General features: G+C 70.3%; 12 protein-coding genes and 2 tRNA genes. 2 read left to right on the top strand and 12 right to left on the bottom strand.

Annotation, left to right across the window (positions count from 1 at the left end; translation table 11 throughout):
* Window position 1: 1 nt before the first annotated feature.
* Window positions 2-262 (bottom strand): hypothetical protein, encoded by a 261-nt coding sequence (locus Van01_RS09525; RefSeq protein WP_099852556.1) that lies wholly within the window; start codon window positions 260-262, stop codon window positions 2-4.
* Between the two features lie 153 nt (window positions 263-415).
* Between Van01_RS09525 and Van01_RS09530 the strand changes: the two genes are divergently transcribed.
* Window positions 416-4939 (top strand): cation-translocating P-type ATPase, encoded by a 4524-nt coding sequence (locus Van01_RS09530; RefSeq protein WP_204004094.1) that lies wholly within the window; start codon window positions 416-418, stop codon window positions 4937-4939.
* Between the two features lie 29 nt (window positions 4940-4968).
* On the opposite strand, the gene Van01_RS09535 is transcribed toward Van01_RS09530, so the two are convergent.
* The 7 genes from Van01_RS09535 to gyrB all read right to left on the bottom strand — a co-directional run bounded on the left by Van01_RS09535 (window position 4969) and on the right by gyrB (window position 13484).
* A complete protein-coding gene (locus tag Van01_RS09535) occupies window positions 4969-5931 on the bottom strand; it encodes an L-threonylcarbamoyladenylate synthase (RefSeq protein WP_204004525.1) in 963 nt (320 codons plus the stop codon).
* Between the two features lie 88 nt (window positions 5932-6019).
* Window positions 6020-6095 (bottom strand) — tRNA-Ala (locus Van01_RS09540).
* 38 nt (window positions 6096-6133) lie between these two features.
* A complete protein-coding gene (locus Van01_RS32935; RefSeq protein WP_210936323.1) occupies window positions 6134-6262 on the bottom strand; it encodes a DLW-39 family protein in 129 nt (42 codons plus the stop codon).
* A gap of 44 nt (window positions 6263-6306) precedes the next feature.
* A tRNA-Ile gene (locus Van01_RS09545) sits at window positions 6307-6380 on the bottom strand.
* A 319-nt stretch (window positions 6381-6699) separates the two neighbouring features.
* Window positions 6700-7629, bottom strand: a complete 930-nt coding sequence (locus Van01_RS09550; protein ID WP_204004097.1) for a DUF3566 domain-containing protein — start codon at window positions 7627-7629, stop codon at window positions 6700-6702.
* 4 nt (window positions 7630-7633) lie between these two features.
* Window positions 7634-11410 carry an intein-containing DNA gyrase subunit A gene (gene gyrA / locus Van01_RS09555; protein WP_204004100.1) on the bottom strand — a complete coding sequence of 1259 codons (3777 nt, stop codon included), beginning with the start codon at window positions 11408-11410 and terminating at the stop codon, window positions 7634-7636.
* 127 nt (window positions 11411-11537) lie between these two features.
* Window positions 11538-13484, bottom strand: coding sequence for a DNA topoisomerase (ATP-hydrolyzing) subunit B (gene gyrB / locus Van01_RS09560; RefSeq protein ID WP_204004109.1), 1947 nt, complete (start codon window positions 13482-13484; stop codon window positions 11538-11540).
* Between the two features lie 537 nt (window positions 13485-14021).
* Between gyrB and Van01_RS09565 the strand changes: the two genes are divergently transcribed.
* On the top strand, window positions 14022-14603 hold the full coding sequence (locus Van01_RS09565; protein ID WP_099848388.1) for a hypothetical protein: 582 nt from the start codon (window positions 14022-14024) through the stop codon (window positions 14601-14603).
* Window positions 14604-14631: 28 nt separating this feature from the next.
* On the opposite strand, the gene Van01_RS09570 is transcribed toward Van01_RS09565, so the two are convergent.
* The 4 genes from Van01_RS09570 to dnaN form a co-directional block, all read right to left on the bottom strand.
* Window positions 14632-15150: a DciA family protein gene (locus tag Van01_RS09570; RefSeq protein ID WP_239098966.1), complete on the bottom strand. Its 519-nt coding sequence runs from the start codon at window positions 15148-15150 to the stop codon at window positions 14632-14634.
* A gap of 178 nt (window positions 15151-15328) precedes the next feature.
* The gene (recF, locus tag Van01_RS09575) at window positions 15329-16462 is read right to left on the bottom strand and encodes a DNA replication/repair protein RecF (protein ID WP_204004112.1); all 1134 of its coding nucleotides are present in this window, start codon (window positions 16460-16462) and stop codon (window positions 15329-15331) included.
* Window positions 16463-16478: 16 nt separating this feature from the next.
* Window positions 16479-17351: a phosphogluconate dehydrogenase (NAD(+)-dependent, decarboxylating) gene (gene gnd / locus Van01_RS09580; RefSeq protein WP_204004129.1), complete on the bottom strand. Its 873-nt coding sequence runs from the start codon at window positions 17349-17351 to the stop codon at window positions 16479-16481.
* A gap of 41 nt (window positions 17352-17392) precedes the next feature.
* On the bottom strand, window positions 17393-18526 hold the full coding sequence (gene dnaN / locus Van01_RS09585) for a DNA polymerase III subunit beta (protein ID WP_204004142.1): 1134 nt from the start codon (window positions 18524-18526) through the stop codon (window positions 17393-17395).
* Window positions 18527-19255: the final 729 nt, after the last annotated feature.

A 19255-nucleotide genomic window follows, 5' to 3' on the forward strand; every position in this document is an offset into this window, starting at 1 on the left:
CTCAGGCGGACTCCAACGCCTCACCCAGCCCCTTGGCCAGGCCGGACAAATGCTGGTCGGCCAGCAGATGCCCGGCCGTGATCACCAGCGCCAGGGGCCACTCGATCACCTGGAGCACGGTCAGCACCCCGATACCTGCGTAGTACGTGAGCTTGTCCGGCGGCGGCACCGCCACCTCCCCCAGCCACGGCACATTCACCCGGCGGGTGAACATCTGCAACGACTCCCGGGTCCCACTGAGCTGTCGTGTCAGCGCACTCATCTCGCCTCCCCCCGTACCGATGTCGCCCACCTCGAATTCCTCCACCGCCACCGTCCATGCCCACCCGAGCGGGAAACTTTCCCCTGCTCCGGGGGGCATAAGGGACGTCCGGCCGGGAAGCCAGGCCGCCGGGCACGAACGGTAGGAGGCAACATGCGGTTTGACGCCGTCGGAGTACCTCCGGTGGTGGAAGCCGCCTCCCGCAGCGTCGGTGCCGTCGCGACCCGGCTCGCCCGAGCGGCCGGGCTGACCAGCCGGCGGGTGTGGTCCCGCCCCGGCCGGCACCACATCGAGGTCCACGGCGTCTGCCAGGACGGCGGCGACACCCTCGCCCGCCAGGTCGAGACGGCGCTGGAAAGAATGCCGGGAGTCAACTGGGCCCGGGTCAACGCCCCGTCCGGCCGGGTGGTGGTCGCCGTCGACACACCGGGCCCCAAGGTCCGCGAACTGGTCGCCACAATCGCCCGGGTCGAACGCACCTGCCCGCACGAACCCGATCCGGAGATCCCGCCGCCGCACCCACCCGAGGAAGGACCGCGCACCCCACGTACCCTCGGCGCGCTCGCCTCCGACGCGCTCGGCCTGACCATCTCCGCGGCCACCCGGATCCTGCCCGTCACGCCGGTCCCCGGTGAGGTCTCCGGACTGCTCAGCGCCATCGACCTGCACCCGAAACTGCACGCCCTCGCCGGTCTGGGACTGCGCCGCGACCCACGCGCCGAGCTTCTCTTCCCACTCGCCGAGGCGGTGGTGCAGGGCCTCACCGGCGGCTGGACGGGGATAGTGCTCGACGGCGCCCAGCGGATCGTGCAGTGGGGCGAAGGGCTGGCCCAGCTACGAGCCTGGGAAAAGGCCGAACCCCGGCTCACCGGCGAACCGGATCGCGCCGTCGCCCGTACCCCCACCGACGACCGTCCCTGCCCGAAACCCGACGGCTCCGTCGAGCGGTACATCAACCGGATGCTCGCCGGCGGCGCTGCCGCCTTCGCCGCGGCGACGCCCGTGGTCGGCCCGAAACGGGCCGCCGCCCTGGGCCTGTCCGCGCTGCCCAAGGCACCGGGCAGCGGACGCGAGGGGTACGCGGCCCAACTCGGCCGGATCCTGGCTCGCCGCGGCGTCATCGCGATGGACCGCAGCGTGCTCCGCGAACTCGACCGCATCGACACGCTGGTGCTGGACGCCCGGATCCTCGGCTCCGACCGGGGTGTCCTGGCCGACCTGGCCCCGCTGCCCGGCGTCGACACGTCCCGAGTGGCCGCCCAGGCGTTCACCCTCTTCGAACCGACCGCACCTGACGACGTACGCCACCTGGACGGTTGGCGGCTCGGCCCGCTTGACCGCCTCGACGTGCGGGACCCTGGCGACACCGACGACAGCCGGCGGCTACGCGAACGCGGCGGCACCCTGCTCGGCCTGGCCCAGGCCGACGCCCTCACGGCCGTGCTGCGGGTCGAACCGGAGCCGGCACCCGGCGTCGAAGCCCTGCCGGCCGTCGCCCGGCAGGCCGGCCTGCGACTCGTCGTGGCCGGCGGTGACCCGGACCGGCACGCCACCGCCGACGCACTGGTACCCGGCGGCGACCACCTCACCGAGTCGGTACGCACCCTGCAACGTGAGGGCGCTGTGGTGATGCTCGTCTCCGGCGACCGGCCCGCGCTCGCCGCGGCGGACTGTGGACTGGGCCTCGCCGACCCGGATGACTCCCCACCGTGGGGGGCACACCTGCTTGTCGGTACCGACCTGCGGGTCGTCGCCCTGATCATCGAAGCGGCCGGGGTGGCCCGGCGGATGACCGCACAGAACCTGCGCATCGGACTGGCCGGCACCGGCCTCGGCGCACTCGGTGCCTTCACCGCCGACCCGGCCCTGCTCCCCGGCCGTACGCTCGCCTCGGTGAACGGTGCGGCGGCACTGGCCTTCGCCCACGGCGTCTGGCGGGCCGGTCGGCTGACCGTGGGGACCAGCGCACCCGCGCCCGCGATCACCGCCTGGCACCTGATGCCGGTGCCCACAGTCATCGACCAGCTCGGCACGGACCGCGACGGGCTGACCGAGACCGAGGCCCAACGACGACAGGCCAACCGCCCAGGGGAGGCAACCGGCCCCGGTGGGCTGCTCCGCGCCTTCGTCGACGAACTCGCCAACCCGCTCACCCCGGTGCTCGCCGCCGGGGCGGTGCTCTCCGCAAGCTTCGGTTCGCTCGTCGACGCCGCCCTGGTCGGCGGGGTCGTCGGAGCGTCCGCGCTGGTAGGAGCGGTACACCAGCGCAACACCGAGAAGTCGCTCGCCGAGTTGCTGTCCCGTTCGGCGGTGACCGCCCGGGTCCGCCGCGACGGCGTCGAACGGGTGGTACCCGCCGACGACCTCGTACCCGGCGACGTGATCGTGCTCGAATCCGGCGACGCCGTACCCGCCGACTGCCGGGTGCTGACCTCCATCGGGTTGGAGGCCGACGAATCCTCCCTGACCGGCGAGTCGCTGCCGGTCACCAAGACCGACAAGCCGGTTGTCGCCGCCGCAGTGGCCGAACGCTCCTCCATGGTCTACGAGGGAACCAGCATCGCCGCCGGCCGGGGCGACGCAGTGGTCGTGGCCACCGGCACCGACACCGAGGCCGGACGCAGTCTCGCCCTGGCCGGGCAGGCACCACCGGTAAGCGGAGTCGAGGCCCGCCTGGGCAAACTGACCCGCACCGCGATCCCGATGGCCGCCGGATCGGCGATCGCGGTGGCCGGCGCCGGGCTGCTGCGGGGCGTACCCCTGGCCCAGACCGCCGCGACCGCCGCGAACCTGGCCGTCGCCTCAGTGCCCGAGGGGCTGCCGTTCCTGGTCAGCGCCGCCCAGTTGGCCGCCGCCCGACGGCTCGCCGAGCACGGCGCGCTGGTCCGCAACCCGCGCACCATCGAGGCACTTGGCCGGGTCGACGTGCTCTGCTTCGACAAGACCGGCACCCTCACCGAGGGGCACCTGATGCTCGCCGGAGTGGGTGACGCCGACTCGTACGCCCCACTTGAACAGCTCGACGACCGGTTGCGACGCACCCTGGCCGCGGCGTTGCGCGCCACCCCGGCCGCCGAGGACCCCGAGGAACTCTCCATGCAGACCGACCGGGCGGTACTGCGGGGTGCCCGCGCCGCCGGTGTCACCGAAGACGACGGGGCGCCCGGTTGGCGGGCCGCCGGTGGTCTGCCGTTCGAACCGTCGCGCGGGTACCACGCAAGCGTCGGCGAGACCGGCGGTGGATTGCTGCTCAGCGTGAAGGGCGCGCCAGAGGCGGTGCTGCCCCGCTGCGCCGCCCAACGCATCGGCGCCCGGGACGAGCCGCTCGACGACGCGGGCCGGGCCGAACTGCACAGGCTGCTCGGCGAGCGGGCCGGCGCGGGGCACCGGATCCTCGCCGTCGCCGAGTGCACGGTCGCCGACCCGGACATCACCGACGACGGCGTACGGGGCCTGGTCTTCACCGGCTTCCTGGCCATCGCCGACGGGGTACGCGCCAGCGCCGCGCCAGCCGTCCGCCGGATCCGCCAGGCTGGTGTGCACACCATCATGATCACGGGGGATCACCCGGCAACCGCCGAGGCGATCGCCGCCACCATCAGCGACGGAGACGCCCAGCGGGTGGTCACCGCCACCGAACTCGACACACTCGACGACAACGCCCTCGCCGAACGACTGGCCGGCACCGACGTGGTGGCCCGCTGCACTCCGGCCCACAAGGTCCGCATCATCCAGGCACTCCAGAAATGCGGACGCACCGTCGCGATGACCGGCGACGGCGCCAACGACGCCCCCGCCATCCGGCTGGCCGACGTGGGCATCGCCCTCGGCCAACGGGGCACCCCGGCGGCCCGCGCCGCAGCCGACCTGGTGGTCACCGACGACCGGCTGGAGACCATCATCGCCACCCTCGTCGAAGGTCGGGCGATGTGGTCCTCGGTCCGCCACGCGCTGAGCATCCTCGTCGGCGGCAACCTCGGCGAGATCGCGTTCAGCGTGCTGACCGCCGCCGCCACCGGCCGGGCCGCGCTCAACGGACGCCAGCTGCTGCTCGTCAACCTGCTCACCGACATGGCACCCGCGCTGGCCATCGCCGTACGGCCACCCGGCGGCGACCACGCCGACGGGCTGCTCCGCGAGGGCCCGGACAGCTCACTCGGCCAGACCATGACCCGCGAGATCGGGCTGCGCGCCGCCGCCACCACGCTCGGCGCGACCACCGGCTGGATGCTGGCCCGCTACACCGGCACCCGACGACGCGCCGGCACCGTCGCCCTGGTCTCCCTGGTCGGTACGCAACTCGGCCAGACCGTGCTGGCCGGCGGCACCAGGCCGACCGTGCTCGCCGCCACCGCCGCGTCCTTCGGCGTACTCGCCGTGGTCGTGCAGACCCCCGGACTGAGTCAATTCTTCGGCTGCACCCCGCTGGGACCTGTCGGCTGGACCATCGCCACCGGATCCGCACTCGGCGCCACCCTCGCCAACGGCGCCCTCACCCAACTCGTCGCAGGCTTCCCACAGACCGACGACGAACCGGTCGAAGGCGAACACACCGACGGTGAGCAGGCCGGCGGTGGACAGGCCGGCGGTGGACAGGGGGCCGACGACGAGCCGGCCGGCGCGGGCTCGGCCGGCCCAGGCTCAGACCGACCACGCGACCCTGCACACCGTGCGTAGCCGTTGCTGCCGCAGCGGCCCGTCCGGCGTCAGATGGCGGGGTCCCAGGTGGCGGCGGCGCGGCGCAGCCGGTCGTTGACGGCCCGCCCCAGACCGGTGTCAGGTACCGGCTCCGCGACGATCTCGGCCACCCCGACGGCGTCCAGTCGATGCAACGCGTCGAAGAGCCGGGCCGCCGCCTCGGTCAGATCACCGGAGCCGGAGAGCACCTCCACCGCCGCCCAGTCACCCGCCGGCCGGTCCCGGAACGCCAGATACCCACGCCCCGGCCCGCCGGCACCAGCCGACTCGGCGCTCGACACCAGCCGCAACGGCGTACGCGGTGCGTAGTGCGCGGCCAACGTGCCCGGCGCGACCGGCTGCCCCGAGCTACCCGGCCGCACCGTCACCGGCCCGATGACCTTCTCCAACTCCTCCACCGGCAACGCACCGAGCCGCAACACCACCGGATGGTCGCCCCGGGCGTCCACAATCGTCGACTCGATCCCACACCGGCTCGGTCCACCGTCGAGCACCACGTCCACGGCCGCACCCAGCCCGCGCACCACATGCTCCGCACGGGTGGGACTGAGCTGGCCGAACCGGTTCGCGCTCGGCGCCGCCAGCGGAACCCCGGCAGCGGCGATCAACCGTCGAGCGTGCTCGTGATCCGGCACCCGCACCGCCATGCTGTCGAGCCCGGAGGTGACGATCGGCGGGATCTCGTCCGGACGGTCCACGATGAGGGTCAGCGGCCCCGGCCAGAACCGGGCCGCCAGCGCCGCAACGGCCGGCCCCACCGCGCCCACGAGCGGTTCCAGATCCGCCGCGTCGGCAAGATGGGTGATCAGCGGATCGAAGCTCGGCCGCTGCTTCGCCTCGAAGATCCGGGCCGCCGCCCGGGCGTCCAACGCGTTCGCGCCAAGCCCGTAAACGGTCTCCGTCGGAAAGGCCACCAACCCACCCGTACGCAGCACGGCAGCCGCCTCGCCGAGGTCACCGTCGGCAGGCAGGACACGAGGAGATCCGATGCTCACACCTTCGACGCTAGCCTGCGGCTGACGCCCCGCCCGACGCACCCCGAGACAGCAAGGAAAGTGCTGGTGGAGCCCAGGGGACTCGAACCCCTAACCCCTGCCTTGCAAAGGCAGTGCTCTGCCAGTTGAGCTAGGGCCCCTTAGCGGCGTTACCGCCGCAGGTCGGCAACGAACGCCGTCAGCGCAGGTCCGGCGAGGTGGTCGCCTCGTGCCAGAGGGCGCGCTCGTCGTTGGCTTCCTTGACCTTCTTGGCCACCACCGCGGCCACGCCGACGACACCGACCAGGATCAACAGCTTCTTGAACATCGGGGCTGCCCCTTACGCTCGACGTGCCGTCGGACCATGTGCGGTGGGGCTAGCTGGAATCGAACCAGCGACCTCAGAGTTATCAGCTCTGCGCTCTAACCGACTGAGCTATAGCCCCGCGTAGCGACGAGCAAGGTTAACCCATCCGCCCAGCGGCTCCCAAATCGGGGCCAGGCCCGCCAGCCACCCTCCATCGCCCCCTGAACCTACCCGAGCACGAGGACCCGGTACACCGGGTTAATCGTTCGCACGACCTCCGGCGCACCCTCCGCAGAATGCGGCATCCCGCGAAGACCTGGCCGCCGGGGACCCCCCAATGCGGCATCCGGGGCTAACCCAGCCGCCGGAAGCCCCAACATGCGGCATCCCGCGCGAAACCCAGAAACGCCGGCCCGCGCCACCGGTGAGGGCGGCGCGGGCCGGCGTCGGAGATCGGGTCAGTCCCGCTCGGCGAGGGTCAGCTCGATGCCGCCCACCAGGTCGGCGCAGACGTTGTAGACGAACGCCCCGAGGGTGGCAAGCGCGGTGAACAGCACCACGTTGACCAGGCCGATCAACGCCGAACTGAAGATCACACCACGGGCGGTGATCTGGAAACCTTCGGTGCCCTGCCCACCGCCCGCGTTGACCAGGTCACCGAGGCTGTCGTTCACGCTGGCGAACACGCCCATCGCGTCCAACGCCAGGTACAGCACCGAGGTCGCCACGACGATGACGATGAACAGCACCACCGACACCGCGAAGGCGAACTTCATCACCGACCACGGGTCGATCCGCTTGAGGTTCAGCCGAGCCCGACGCGGTCCGCGCGAGGCAGCCGAGCTGACCGAGGTACGCGCCGCGCGTACCGCCTCACCGACCCGCGCGGCGCCCACCGCCGTGCTGACCCCCGGAGGCAGACCACCGCCGCTGGCCGGCCGGCCGAGCCCGAGCGGCCGGGTGGTGTCCGGCTTCGGACCGGCCCCGGTCACCCGGGGCTGGGTGCCCGTCGTTCCGGTGCTGGCCGTCGGCAGGACCCCGGTGCTGGTCGTCGGCAGAACCCCTGTCGTACCCCCGAAAGGCTTGCCCGCAGCGGCAGCCGGCGACGGTGACGGCTTGCCGACGGAGGTCGTGGAGACGTCCGTGGTGCTGCCGTCCTCGGTCACCTTCGCCTCGGTGGCGTCGCCCTCCGACTCGTCCGTCGGCTTGTCGGGTGGCGGAGCCATACCGGGAGCCCGGGTGAATTTCGGGGCAGGCGCGTCGGCGGGGACGGTGGCCCGGCCCACGGCCGCGCGGCCGGTCGATGGCGTGCCGCTCTTCGCGGCTTCCTCGTCGACCGGGTTGGCCGAGGTCCCCGCGTTCCCCGACTTCGCCTGTGTCTCCGTCATTCAACTAGTCCTGTTCGTCAGGCTCGTCGGCATTGCGAGCAATCGCCACGATAGTCACGCCGTCCGGAAGGTCCATCAGCTTGACCCCCATTGTGTTCCGGTCACGCGTACGGCGTACAGGCTTCACCGGAGTCCGGATGACGCCACCGTTACTGGTGATAGCGAACAGCTCATCGTCCGGGTCGATCACGACAGCGCCGACCAGACCACCGCGTCGCTCGGTGATCTTCGCAGTCAGCACACCCTTACCTCCCCGGCCCTGCACCGGGTATTCCTCGATCGGCGTACGTTTCGCGTACCCGCCGTTCGTGGCCACCAGGACGTCCAGACCTTCCCGGACGACCTCCATGGCCAACAGCTCATCTTCCTCGCTGAAGCGCATGCCGATCACGCCGGAGGTGGCCCGACCCATCGGGCGTAGCGCCTCGTCCGTGGCGTTGAACCGGATCGCCTGGGCGTTCTTGGAAACCAGCAGCAGGTCATCGGTGGGGCCAGCGAGCGCAGCACCGACCAGCTCGTCCTCATCGCGCAGGTTGATCGCGATGATGCCGCCGGACCGGTTGGAGTCGAACTCCTCAAGCCGCGTCTTCTTCACCAGGCCGTTCTTCGTCGCCAGGACCAGGTAGGGAGCCACCTGGTAATTCGGGATCTCGATGATCTGTGCGATCTGCTCATCCGGTTGGAAGGCGAGCAGGTTGGCCACGTGCTGGCCCTTGGCCACCCTACTGGCCTCCGGAAGCTCGTACGCCTTGGCCCGGTACACCCGACCCTTGTTCGTGAAGAACAGCATCCAGTCGTGCGTCGAGCAGACGAAGAAGTGGCTGACGATGTCGTCCTGCCGCAGCGTGGCGCCGCTGACACCCTTGCCCCCCCGCCGCTGGGAACGATAGAGATCAACCTTGGTCCGCTTGGCGTACCCGGTCCGGGTGATCGTGACGACCACGTCCTCCCGCGCGATGAGGTCCTCCATCGAGACCTCGCCGTCGAACGGGATGATCTTCGTACGTCGCTCGTCGCCCCACTTGGCGACGATCTCCCCCAGCTCCTCCGAGACGATCCGCCGCTGCCGCTCCGGCTTGGCCAGGATGTCCTTGAGGTCGGCGATCTCGACTTCCAGCTTGGCCAGGTCGTCGAGGATCCGCTGCCGCTCCAGCGCGGCGAGCCGGCGCAGCTGCATGTCCAGGATCGCGGTGGCCTGGATCTCGTCGATCTCCAGCAGCCGGATCAGCCCCTGCCGGGCGTCCTCCACCGTGGGCGAGCGCCGGATCAGGGCGATCACCTCGTCGAGCGCGTCCAGCGCCTTGGACAGGCCGCGCAGGATGTGCGCCCGCTCCTCCGCCTTACGCAGCCGGAACGCCGTCCGCCGCCGGATCACCTCGATCTGGTGCTCGACGTAGTAGCGGATGAACTGCGCCAGGTTCAGCGTGCGCGGCACCCCGTCGACGAGCGCCAGCATGTTCGCGCCGAACGTCTCCTGAAGCTGGGTGTGCTTGTAGAGGTTGTTCAGCACCACCTTCGCGACCGCGTCGCGCTTCAGCACCAGCACGATCCGCATGCCGGTACGCCCGGAGGACTCGTCGCGGATGTCCGCGATCCCGGCGAGCTTGCCCTCCTTGATCAGCTCCGCGATCCGCTCGGCCAGGTTGTCCGGGTTCACCTGGTACGGCAGCTCGCTGACCACGAGCGCCGGGCGACCCCGCTTGTCCTCCTCCACCTCGACCACGGCGCGCATCCGGATCGAGCCACGGCCCGTGCGGTACGCGTCCTGGATGGCGGACTGGCCGACGATCAGACCGTGGGTGGGGAAGTCCGGACCCTTGACGATCTCCAACAGCGCTTCGAGGGTGTCGGCCTCGTCGGCCTCCGGGTGCTCCAGGCACCACTGCACCGCCGCGCCGATCTCCCGCAGGTTGTGCGGCGGGATCTTGGTGGCCATGCCGACCGCGATGCCCTCGGATCCGTTGATCAGCAGGTTCGGGATCCGCGACGGCAGGATGGTGGGCTCCTTGGCCCGGCCGTCGTAGTTGTCCTGCAGGTCGACGGTGTCCTCGTCGATGTCCCGCAGCATCTCCATCGCCAGCGGGTCGAGCTTGCACTCGGTGTTGTGGCTGACGAAACCGTCGGAGACGAACGAGTGGTCGTCGGTGTCGACCCGGATGCTGTAGACCGGCTGCACACCCGCGTCCGCGACCTCGGCCACCTCGGCGTAGTAGAAACGCCCGTCGACGAGCGGCTCGACCACGTCGAGCACCTCGGTGTTGGTGATCCGGGCGGCGATCTCGTCGCGGTCCCGCTCCCACCGCTCGACCCGGTCCACGTTGTGCCGGCGCAGCCAGTCGCGCTCGGTCCACCGGCTCGTGCCGTGTTCGCGGATGAAGTCACCGACCAGCGGCACATGGTCGCTGGAGAGCGCGGTGCTGCTCGCCGGCACCGAGGCCAGCTCCGCCTCCAGCTTGGCCTGCTTACGGCCGAGGAAGCCGACCTGGGCGGCGAAGACCCGCGCGTCCCGGCGGTTGGTGACGACGACGTTGATCTCGCCGTTGTCGTACCGGCACTGCCGGCTGATCACGCCGAACTCCAGCAGCAGTTGCTGGACCTCGCGGGCGAGTCGCTCGCTGCGGGTGGAGTAGCTGATCTGGATGGTGTTGCGCGGCAGCAGCGAGGAGGAGCCGTCGCCCTCGAAGATCGCCTGGAGGAAGGCCCGTTTGATGGCGGCCGGCCCCTGCCAGACGAACTCCGGCACGAACTTCGCCGCGCTCCGCGCCCCGACCAGCTCGCCAAGGATCGACTTCGCAAAATCGGAGGTCCAGCCACGCAGCTTGTGCAGCGTCTTGCCGGTAATGGTTGTCTCGGTGCCGACCCAGCGTCGGCCACCTACAGCTAGATCGTAGGCAGCCAGGACGCGTACGAAGAACTCACGGTCGCAGTTGTCGAAGCCGACTCGATCAGCGGAGGTCCAGCCCTCACTGACGAAGGCACCCGCAAGCACAGCCGCCTCGACGTGCTCCAGCATCGGGTAGCCGATCTCGTCCGGCACGCTGCGCTGAAGGACCACCCGGTCGCCCGGGGAGATCTCGGCGAGCAGCTTCCAGAGCAGGGTCGGCACGCCGGCCACGTCCACCAGGCAGAGCACCGGGTGGTTGTGGGTGCCGGTCAGCTCGTACCCCTCGCGGGTGCGCAGCCGCAGCGTCGGGTGCTCGCCGGAGTGGAAGAACTTCGAGGCGTGGACCAGGTCGCCGTTGCGGTCGCGGACCTTGAGGTCCACGTCGGTCTCACTCTCCGGCGCAGCGCCAGGCACCACATCGCCGATCCGTACACTGCCACTGACACCACGAATGCGGACATTTGCCGTGACGCAGTACCTCATGGCCGCAGCCGGATCATTTCCGGGCGAGCCGAAGTTGCCGTTGCCGTCGACCAGGGGGTAGCGCAGCGACCAGGGCTGGGCCATCCGGACCAGGGCGTCGTAGATGGCCGAGTCGCCGTGCGGGTGGAACTGGCCCATCACGTCGCCGACGACCCGGGAGCACTTCACGTAGCCACGGTCCGGCCGGTAGCCGGAGTCGAACATGGCGTAGAGGATCTTGCGGTGGACCGGCTTGAGCCCGTCCCGGACATCCGGCAGCGCCCGCCCGACGATGACGCTCATCGCGTAGTCGAGGTAGGAGCGCTGCATCTCCACCTCGAGCCCGACGGGCTCGATCCGGTCGTGCGAGACGACGGCGGCCAGCGCCTCGGGGACCTCGGGCTCGTTAGGTGTGGACTCGGGGGAATCGGTCACTGTTAACCCTTATCAGACTTAGTGTCGCTTTTGTGCTGTGGATAACGGCTGTGGATACCGGCCAAGTTGTGGATAACTCTGTGGACCGGCAGCCGGGCCGCTCGTCGAGGCCCGGCTGCCGTACCCGTCAGATGTCCAGGAAGCGAACGTCCTTGGCGTTGCGCTGGATGAACGAGCGGCGCGCCTCCACGTCCTCACCCATCAACACGCTGAACAGCTCGTCGGCGGTTGCCGCGTCGTCCAGGGTCACCTGGCGCAGCGTACGGGTGGCCGGGTTCATCGTGGTCTCCCACAACTCGGGGTAGTTCATCTCGCCGAGACCCTTGAACCGCTGAATGTCGTCGGGCTTGGCGTTCGCCTTCTTCTGCTGGCGCAGCGCGATCAGCCCGTCACGTTCCCGGTCGGAGTACGCGTACTGCGCGTCGTCGCCCTTCTTGTTCCACTTGATCTTGTAGAGCGGCGGGGCGGCCAGGTAGACGTGACCCAACTCGACGAGCGGGCGCATGAAGCGGAACAGCAGGGTGAGCAGTAGCGTCTGGATGTGCTGGCCGTCGACGTCGGCGTCGGCCATCAGCACGATCTTGTGGTACCGCAGCTTCTCGATGTCGAAGTCGTCGTGGATGCCGGTGCCCAGCGCGGTGATCAGCGCCTGCACCTCGTTGTTCTTCAGCACCCGGTCGATCCGGGCCTTCTCCACGTTGAGGATCTTGCCGCGAATCGGCAGGATCGCCTGGGTACGCGGGTCACGGCCCTGCTTGGCCGAGCCGCCTGCCGAGTCACCCTCGACGATGAACACCTCGGACTCGCGCGGATCGGTGGACTGGCAGTCGGCCAGCTTGCCCGGCATCGAGCCGGATTCCAGCAGAGACTTGCGCCGGGCCAGCTTGCGGGCCTGCTGGGCGGCGATCCGGGCGCGGGCCGCCTGGGACGCCTTGGTGATGATGATCTTCGCCTCGGCGGGGTTGCGGTCCAGCCAGTCGACAAGTCGGTCGTTGCAGACCCGCTGGACGAAGCTCTTCACCGGCGTGTTGCCCAGCTTGGTCTTGGTCTGCCCCTCGAACTGCGGGTTCGTCAGCTTGACCGAGATGATCGCGGCCAGGCCCTCGCGGATGTCCTCACCGGAGAGCTTCTCGTCACCCTTGAGCAGCTTCTTGTCCGCGCCGTAGCGGTTGACGACGCTTGTCAAGGCGGCCCGGAAGCCCTCCTCGTGGGTGCCGCCCTCGTGGGTGTTGATGTTGTTGGCGAAGGTGTAGACCGACTCGCCGTACGACTCGTTCCACTGCATGGCGATCTCGAGCGCCATGCCCTCCTCCTCGGCACCGAACTCGATCACCGTCTTGTGGATCGGGGTCTTCGAGGCGTTGAGGTGGCGGACGAAGTCGGCGATACCGCCGTCGTACTTGAAGGTGACCTCGCGCAGCTTGCCTTCCTCGCCCTCCGCGACCCGCTCGTCCAGCAGGTGGATGGTGAGGCCACGGGTCAGGAAGGCCATCTCCTGGAGCCGGCGGTAGATCGTCTGGAAGTCGAAGTCGACGGTCTCGAAGACGTCCGGGTCGGGCCAGAAGGAGACGGCCGAGCCGGTGCGGTCGGTGGTCTCGCCCTTCAGCAGCTCGGTCGGCTTGGAGTGGTGGTACTCCTGCCGCCAGACGAAGCCGGTCTTGTGGATCTCCACAGCCATCTTGGTGGAGAGGGCGTTCACCACGCTGACGCCGACGCCGTGCAGGCCGCCGGAGACCGCGTACGCCTTGCCGTCGAACTTGCCGCCCGCGTGCAGGACGGTCAGGGCCACCTCGACGCCCGGCTTCTTGAGCTTGGGGTGCAGGTCGACCGGGAAGCCGCGGCCGTTGTCGGTGACCCGGACGCCGCCGTCGGCGAGCAGCACCACGTCGATGGTGTCGCAGTGGCCGGCCAGCGCCTCGTCCACCGCGTTGTCGACGACCTCCCACACGAGGTGGTGCAGGCCGCGTTCGCCGGTGGACCCGATGTACATGCCGGGCCGCTTGCGGACCGCCTCCAGCCCTTCGAGGACGGTGATCGACTCGGCGCCGTACTGCTGATTTTCCTGCGCTGCCACCCTCGGCCACTTTCTCGCGCCCGGCGCGCCGTGGGGCACGTCGAACGCGGGTTCGGCGGACAGACGCGACGTCGGCACGCGGACCGGCACCGGGGACAATTCCGGGGTACGGGTCGAACGCGCCGGTCGCCGCGGTTGCCCGCGGATCGCGATCGGCTCGACCCGAGTCGGACGGATGATCGCGGGCCCGCACCGGGCCCGTGACCCGTCACTCCGCACCGGGTCTTCGTCTCACGCCAATCTTACTGTGCGCGGGCGATAGAACCACCACTCGGCACCCCTTCGCAGCGGCTCAGATCTCCGTAGCGGGCCGAATCGTGCTGTCCGCGACTCCCCCTACACGCCACGGCATGATCAACGAATCTGCCGCGTGACGACGCGCCCGACTCAGACGGTGAGAGGTGGGCGGTACCGTCCGGTACGGGCCGGGACGGGCGATCCGTGACTCTCGGGTTGCCGTACCGGCCTTGATCTTTCAACGTTGGAACCGGACGATCGACCCGATCCACTCGCCCGTGCCTTGAGAGGTGACACCAGATGGGGCTGGACAACGTCGCGGTTCAGTGGCCGCGGACCGGCCGCTTCTACGACCCGGTCGCACCGGCCGAGTTCGTCGACTTCGGCGACATCGTCGACGTGCCGGGGATCTCGGCACCGACCGCCGCGCTCGCCGAGCTGATCGCGAAGACAGGCTCGGTCCGAGCCACCGCGTACACGGAAGTGGTGGATCTGATCCTCGGACTCGATGGTGTGCTCTACGCCACAGACGCCGCCGCCGAGGACGAGGACCCGGTGATCGATCCGGACGGGTGCGGTTGGATCGCGGGCGGCATCGAACGGTTCGTCGCCGCACACCGGCCGCACGGCGAGGCGGTCACCTTCGAGTCGGTGGGTACGGTGCTGCGTTCGCTGCTGGCCGACGGCCGCCTGGCGGAGCAGCAGCTACGTTGGCTGGACAGCCGGCTCGACGCGCTGCTCGACGACAGTGGCGCCGCGCCGCAGTGGACCTTCACCTGCGCGGAGCTGAGCGTGCTGGCCGCCTTCTACAGGCGGTGCGCCGACAACGGCTTCGCCATCTACGCCGAGTCGGCGGCCCCGCGCCGAGCGGCCCAGACGTAGCCACGGTTCCGGGACGCCGCCCCCGCGGTCAGCCGTAGGTGTCGCGGGGGCCCCGGCCGCGTACCCGGCGTGGCCCACGTGACCAGGACGGGGCGGCCGGGCCGTGGATGTGCAGTTTGCGGACCACGTTTTGGCCGACCTCGCGGGCGATCTGCTGCAACAGCGAACCGGCGAGCAGCCGTAGCTGCGTCGCCCAGGCCGTGGAGCGGGCCTCGACTGTCAGTTCGCCGTTCTCCAGCTTCACCGGTCGGCTGTGCTGGGCGACCTCCGAGCCGACCACCCGTTCCCAGGCGCCGAAGACGGTGGCCTCGGCGGCCGGCTGTTGCCAGCCACGGGCCTTCACCAGCCGGTTGAGCACCGCGCCGAGCGGCTGCGGGTCACGCGGGTCCGGGCCGGGACCGGAGTAGCCGCGCAGCCGTCGCTCGCCGTCGCCACCCCCGGTCGCGGTGCGGCGGGGTCGGCCGGCGGCCTGCCGCCGCGCCTTCGCCGCGTCGAGGACCGCGCGTGCCAGTTGCGGGCCGGAGACGTCCTCGCCGTCGCCGGTCACCGGCGCGGTGCCGCCGGCCTCCGCCGTGGGCGCTGCGGCTGGCGGCTCCGCCGGGCGGCCGGCGGGCTTGTCGGTTCGGCCGCCGTCGCCAGTGCCACCCTTCCTGGCGGTACGCGCACCGCGTCCCGCAGCCGAGCCACGCGGCTGCCGCTGGGGTGCGCTGTCCGGCGGTTCCGGGTCAGTCGGCACGACGCACCGCCCCCTCCGTCACCTCGTAGCGGGTGCCGCGCAGCGCGGCTGGCACGTCGTCGGCGACCGCGCAGGTCACCAGGAGCTGACTGGCGCCGCTCACCAGTTCGGCGAGCCGGTCGCGTCGACCGGCGTCCAGTTCGGCGAAGACGTCGTCGAGCACCAGCACCGGTTCGATGCCGTCGTCGCGCAGCAGGTCGTAGCCGGCCAGCCGGAGCGCGAGCGCGTACGACCAGGATTCGCCGTGGCTGGCGTAGCCCTTGGCCGGTAGCGGGCCGAGGGTGAGGGTGAGGTCGTCGCGGTGTGGGCCAACCAGGGTGGTGCCCCGTTCGATTTCGGCGGAGCGGGACTCCTCAAGCGCGGTGGTGAGCACCGTCGCGAGGGTTTCGCGGTCGGTGGTGGGCTCGGTCAGGTCCACCGACGGTCGGTACGCGATTCCCGCCGCGCCCCGGCCGGCGGCCACCGCGTCGTACGCCTTCGTCACATGCGGCGCCAGGGCGGCGACCAGTTCCAGCCGTCCGGCGAGCAGTTCGGCGCCGTGCCGGGCCAGGTGGGTGTCCCAGACGGCGAGGGTGGACAGGTCCCCGCCCCGTGAGCCGCCGGTCTTGCGGGCGAGGTACGCGGTGCGCAGCAGCGCGTTGCGTTGCTTGACCACCCGCTCGTAGTCGGCGCGCACCCCGGCGTAGCGGGGTTGGCGCAGCACCAGCAGGTCGTCTAGGTAGCGGCGGCGTTCGGCCGGGTCGCCCCGGACCAGTTCGAGATCCTCCGGGGCGAAGAGCACCAGCCGCAGCGCGCCCAGCACGTCCCGAGCCCGGCGGGCCGGGGAGCGGCCGAGGCGCGCCCGGTTGGCCTTGCCCGGGACGATCTCCAGCTCCACCAGGAGTTCGCGGCCGTCGTGCACCACGGCGCAGCGGATCACCGCTGCGGTGGCGCCCATCCGGACCAGCGGGGCGTCGGTGGCGACCCGGTGGGAGTCGAGGGTCGCGACGTAGCCGAGCGCCTCGACCAGGTTGGTCTTGCCGACGCCGTTGGCGCCGATCAGGACGTTCGGGCCCGGTTCGAGGTCGATGCCGATCCGCTCGTAGGAGCGGAAGTCGACAAGTTCGAGCCGGCGGACGTACACGGGGTCGCGGTGCCGGTCAGGGCTTGCGTACGGCGTGTCCGCCGAACTGCTGGCGCAGCGCGGAGACGGCCTTGAGTGCCGGGGAGTCGTCCTGCCGGGAGGCGAACCTGGCGAACAGCGAGGCGGTGATGACGTTGAGCGGCACGGCGAGACGGACCGCCTCGTCCACCGTCCAGCGTCCCTCGCCGGTGTCCTCGGTGTAGTCGCTGAGCTGGGTCAGCTCCGGGTCCTCGTCGAGGGCCCGGTCGAGCAGGTCGAGTAGCCAGGAGCGGACCACTGTGCCCTCGCGCCAGGACTTGAACACGCCGGGCACGTTCGTCACCAGCTCGGAGGCGGTCATCAGCTCGTAGCCTTCGGCGTAGGCGTGCATCAGGCCGTACTCGATGCCGTTGTGCACCATCTTGGCGTAGTGGCCGGCGCCGACGGGCCCGGCGTGCACGAAGCCGAACTCGCCTTCGGGCTTGAGCGCGTCGAAGATCGGCATCAGCCGGTCGACGTGTTCCTGGGCGCCGCCGACCATCAGGCCGTAGCCGTTCTGCCGGCCCCACACCCCGCCGGAGACCCCGACGTCGACGTAGCCGATGCCGCGTTCGTGCAGCCGTTCGGCGCGGGGCGCGTCCTCGCTGAACCGCGAGTTGCCGCCGTCGATGATCAGATCGCCGTCGCCGAGCACGGCGGCGACCTCGTCGATCGTGGCGTCGGTGACGGCGGCGGGCACCATCACCCACACCGCCCGTGGGGCGTCCAGCTTCTCGGCCAGTTCAGCCATGCTGGCGACGTCGCTGCGCTCCAGGTTGTGGTCCAGACCGACGACCTCGTGACCGGCGGTGCGCAGCCGTTCGCGCATGTTGCCGCCCATCCGGCCGAGTCCTACCAGGCCGAGCTGCATCTCTGGTGACCTTTCGTGGGTGCGGTACGTGCGCTGCCGGGTCAGCGGGACACGCGGATCGGCATGATGAGGTACCGGTACCCACCGATGAGCTCGCCATCCTCGCCGGCGGGGGAAATCACCGCGGGCTTGAAGGCGTCGACGAAGTGCAGTACGGCGAACTGGGTGCCGAGGTTGGACAGTCCGTCGATGAGGTACTGCGGGTTGAACCCGATGGTCAGTGGCTCACCGGTGAAGCTGGCCTCCATGGCCTCGCTGGCCCGGGCCTCCTCGGTGCCACCGGCCTCCACCACCAGTCCGTCGGCGCTGAAGCTGAGTAGTACGGGGGTGGCGCGCTCGGCAACCAGGGCGACCCGCTTGACCACCTCAATGAGGGTGCTGACCGGTACCCGGGCCTCGGCGTTGTGGCTGGCCGGGAAGAGCGATCGGACCGGCGGGTAGTTGGCGCCGTCGAGCAGTCGGCTGGTGGTGCGTCGGGTGCCACCGGAGAAACCGATCATGCCTTCGCCGGCGGCGCCCTGGGACAGGGCCAGCACGACCTGGCCGCCGAGGGGGCCGAGGGTCTTGGCGGTGTCGTTGAGCGTCCGGGCGGGGACCAGCGCGTTGAGGCTGATCTCCGGGTCGTCGGGGTTCCACTCCATCTCGCGCAGGGCCAGCCGGTACCTGTCGGTGGCGAGCATGGCCAGGTTGCCGCCGGAGAGTTCGACGCGTACGCCTGTCATCATCGGCAGCGTCTCGTCCCGGCTGGCGGCGACGGCCACCTGTGCCACCGCTGCGGCGAACGCGGCGGCGTCGACAGTGCCGGCGCTGGCCGGCATCTCGGGCAGCGTGGGGTAGTCCTCCACCGGCATGGTGGGCAGGGTGAACCGGGCGCTGCCACAGACCAGTTCGAGGTGCGCGCCGACTGCGGCGATGTCGACGGGCTTTGCCGGCAGCGCCTTGGTGATCTCGGCCAGCAGCCGACCGGAGACCAGCGCGGCGCCGTCGGCGTCGCCCTGCACCTCCACGGTGACCTGGCTGCTGACCTCGTAGTCGAAGCCGGAGACCTGCAGGCTGCCGTCGGTGACCCGGAGCAGCACCCCGGCCAGCACCGGTACGGACGGCCGGTTGGGCAGGCTCTTGGCGGTCCAGGCCACGGCTTCGGCGAGCGCGTCGCGCTCCACTCGGAATTTCATAACTGCCTCCGCGTCGACGTCGACGTCGTCAACTCTCTCATGCCGGACGCTGCCCACCGAACCGCCTGGCGTGCGGGTACCCCTCGCACCTTAGGGCGCGAGCGTATCGGCTGTGTGCCCGACCCCGTGCATCGTGTCGCTGCTGACGGGTCTGTCCGGCAGCTGTCCAACGATCCACAGGAAGTCCAACGGTGATGATTGGTTTTTGATTCTTCTAGAAGAGATAACTCATCGTCTTCATCGCACCTGTGCAAACTGTGGAGAACTTGAGTATGGGCAGGTCAGACAGGTTATGCACAGGTGGGTTCGCTGTGGATGAGTGGGGGTGGAACCCGGTCGGCGGTCCACAGGCGGTCGCCGTGCACACGGTTGTCCACCGTCGTCCACCGGTTGTCCACCGGTAATCCACCGACTTTCTCCCCAGACCTGTGGATCGTCGATGGCGTCTCGTCGACCGTCATCCCCAGAACCTTCAACAGCTTCCCCACAGGCGGTCGGCGATCGGTGGACAGCGGCTGCGGTTGTCCCCAGGCGTCCACAGGGGTCCACAAGGTTGTCCCCAGGGTTTCTCCACAGCCTGTGGGTAACCGGGTGTTGACGGGACGTGTTCATCCACCGTCGGTGGACAACGAGCTGTGGACAACGAATGGCAGGCGGTGTGGACACGCCTTCGATGGTGTGGCCTATACCTCGTTGAGGGTCAACCAGCCGGGTGTGAAAAAGGGCCCG

The organism is Micromonospora andamanensis (genome assembly GCF_016863495.1).
In the GTDB taxonomy this organism is placed as follows: Bacteria; Actinomycetota; Actinomycetes; order Mycobacteriales; family Micromonosporaceae; genus Micromonospora; species Micromonospora andamanensis.

Bases quoted from the DNA above. Each gene is read 5' to 3' on its own strand.
- Van01_RS09525 (WP_099852556.1), bottom strand. From the start codon at position 262: ATGAGTGCGCTGACACGACAGCTCAGTGGGACCCGGGAGTCGTTGCAG.
- gnd (WP_204004129.1), bottom strand. From the start codon at position 17,351: ATGCAGCTCGGCCTGGTAGGACTCGGCCGGATGGGCGGCAACATGCGC.
- Van01_RS09550 (WP_204004097.1), bottom strand. From the start codon at position 7,629: ATGACGGAGACACAGGCGAAGTCGGGGAACGCGGGGACCTCGGCCAAC.
- Van01_RS09565 (WP_099848388.1), top strand. From the start codon at position 14,022: ATGGGGCTGGACAACGTCGCGGTTCAGTGGCCGCGGACCGGCCGCTTC.
- Van01_RS09530 (WP_204004094.1), top strand. From the start codon at position 416: ATGCGGTTTGACGCCGTCGGAGTACCTCCGGTGGTGGAAGCCGCCTCC.
- Van01_RS32935 (WP_210936323.1), bottom strand. From the start codon at position 6,262: ATGTTCAAGAAGCTGTTGATCCTGGTCGGTGTCGTCGGCGTGGCCGCG.
- dnaN (WP_204004142.1), bottom strand. From the start codon at position 18,526: ATGAAATTCCGAGTGGAGCGCGACGCGCTCGCCGAAGCCGTGGCCTGG.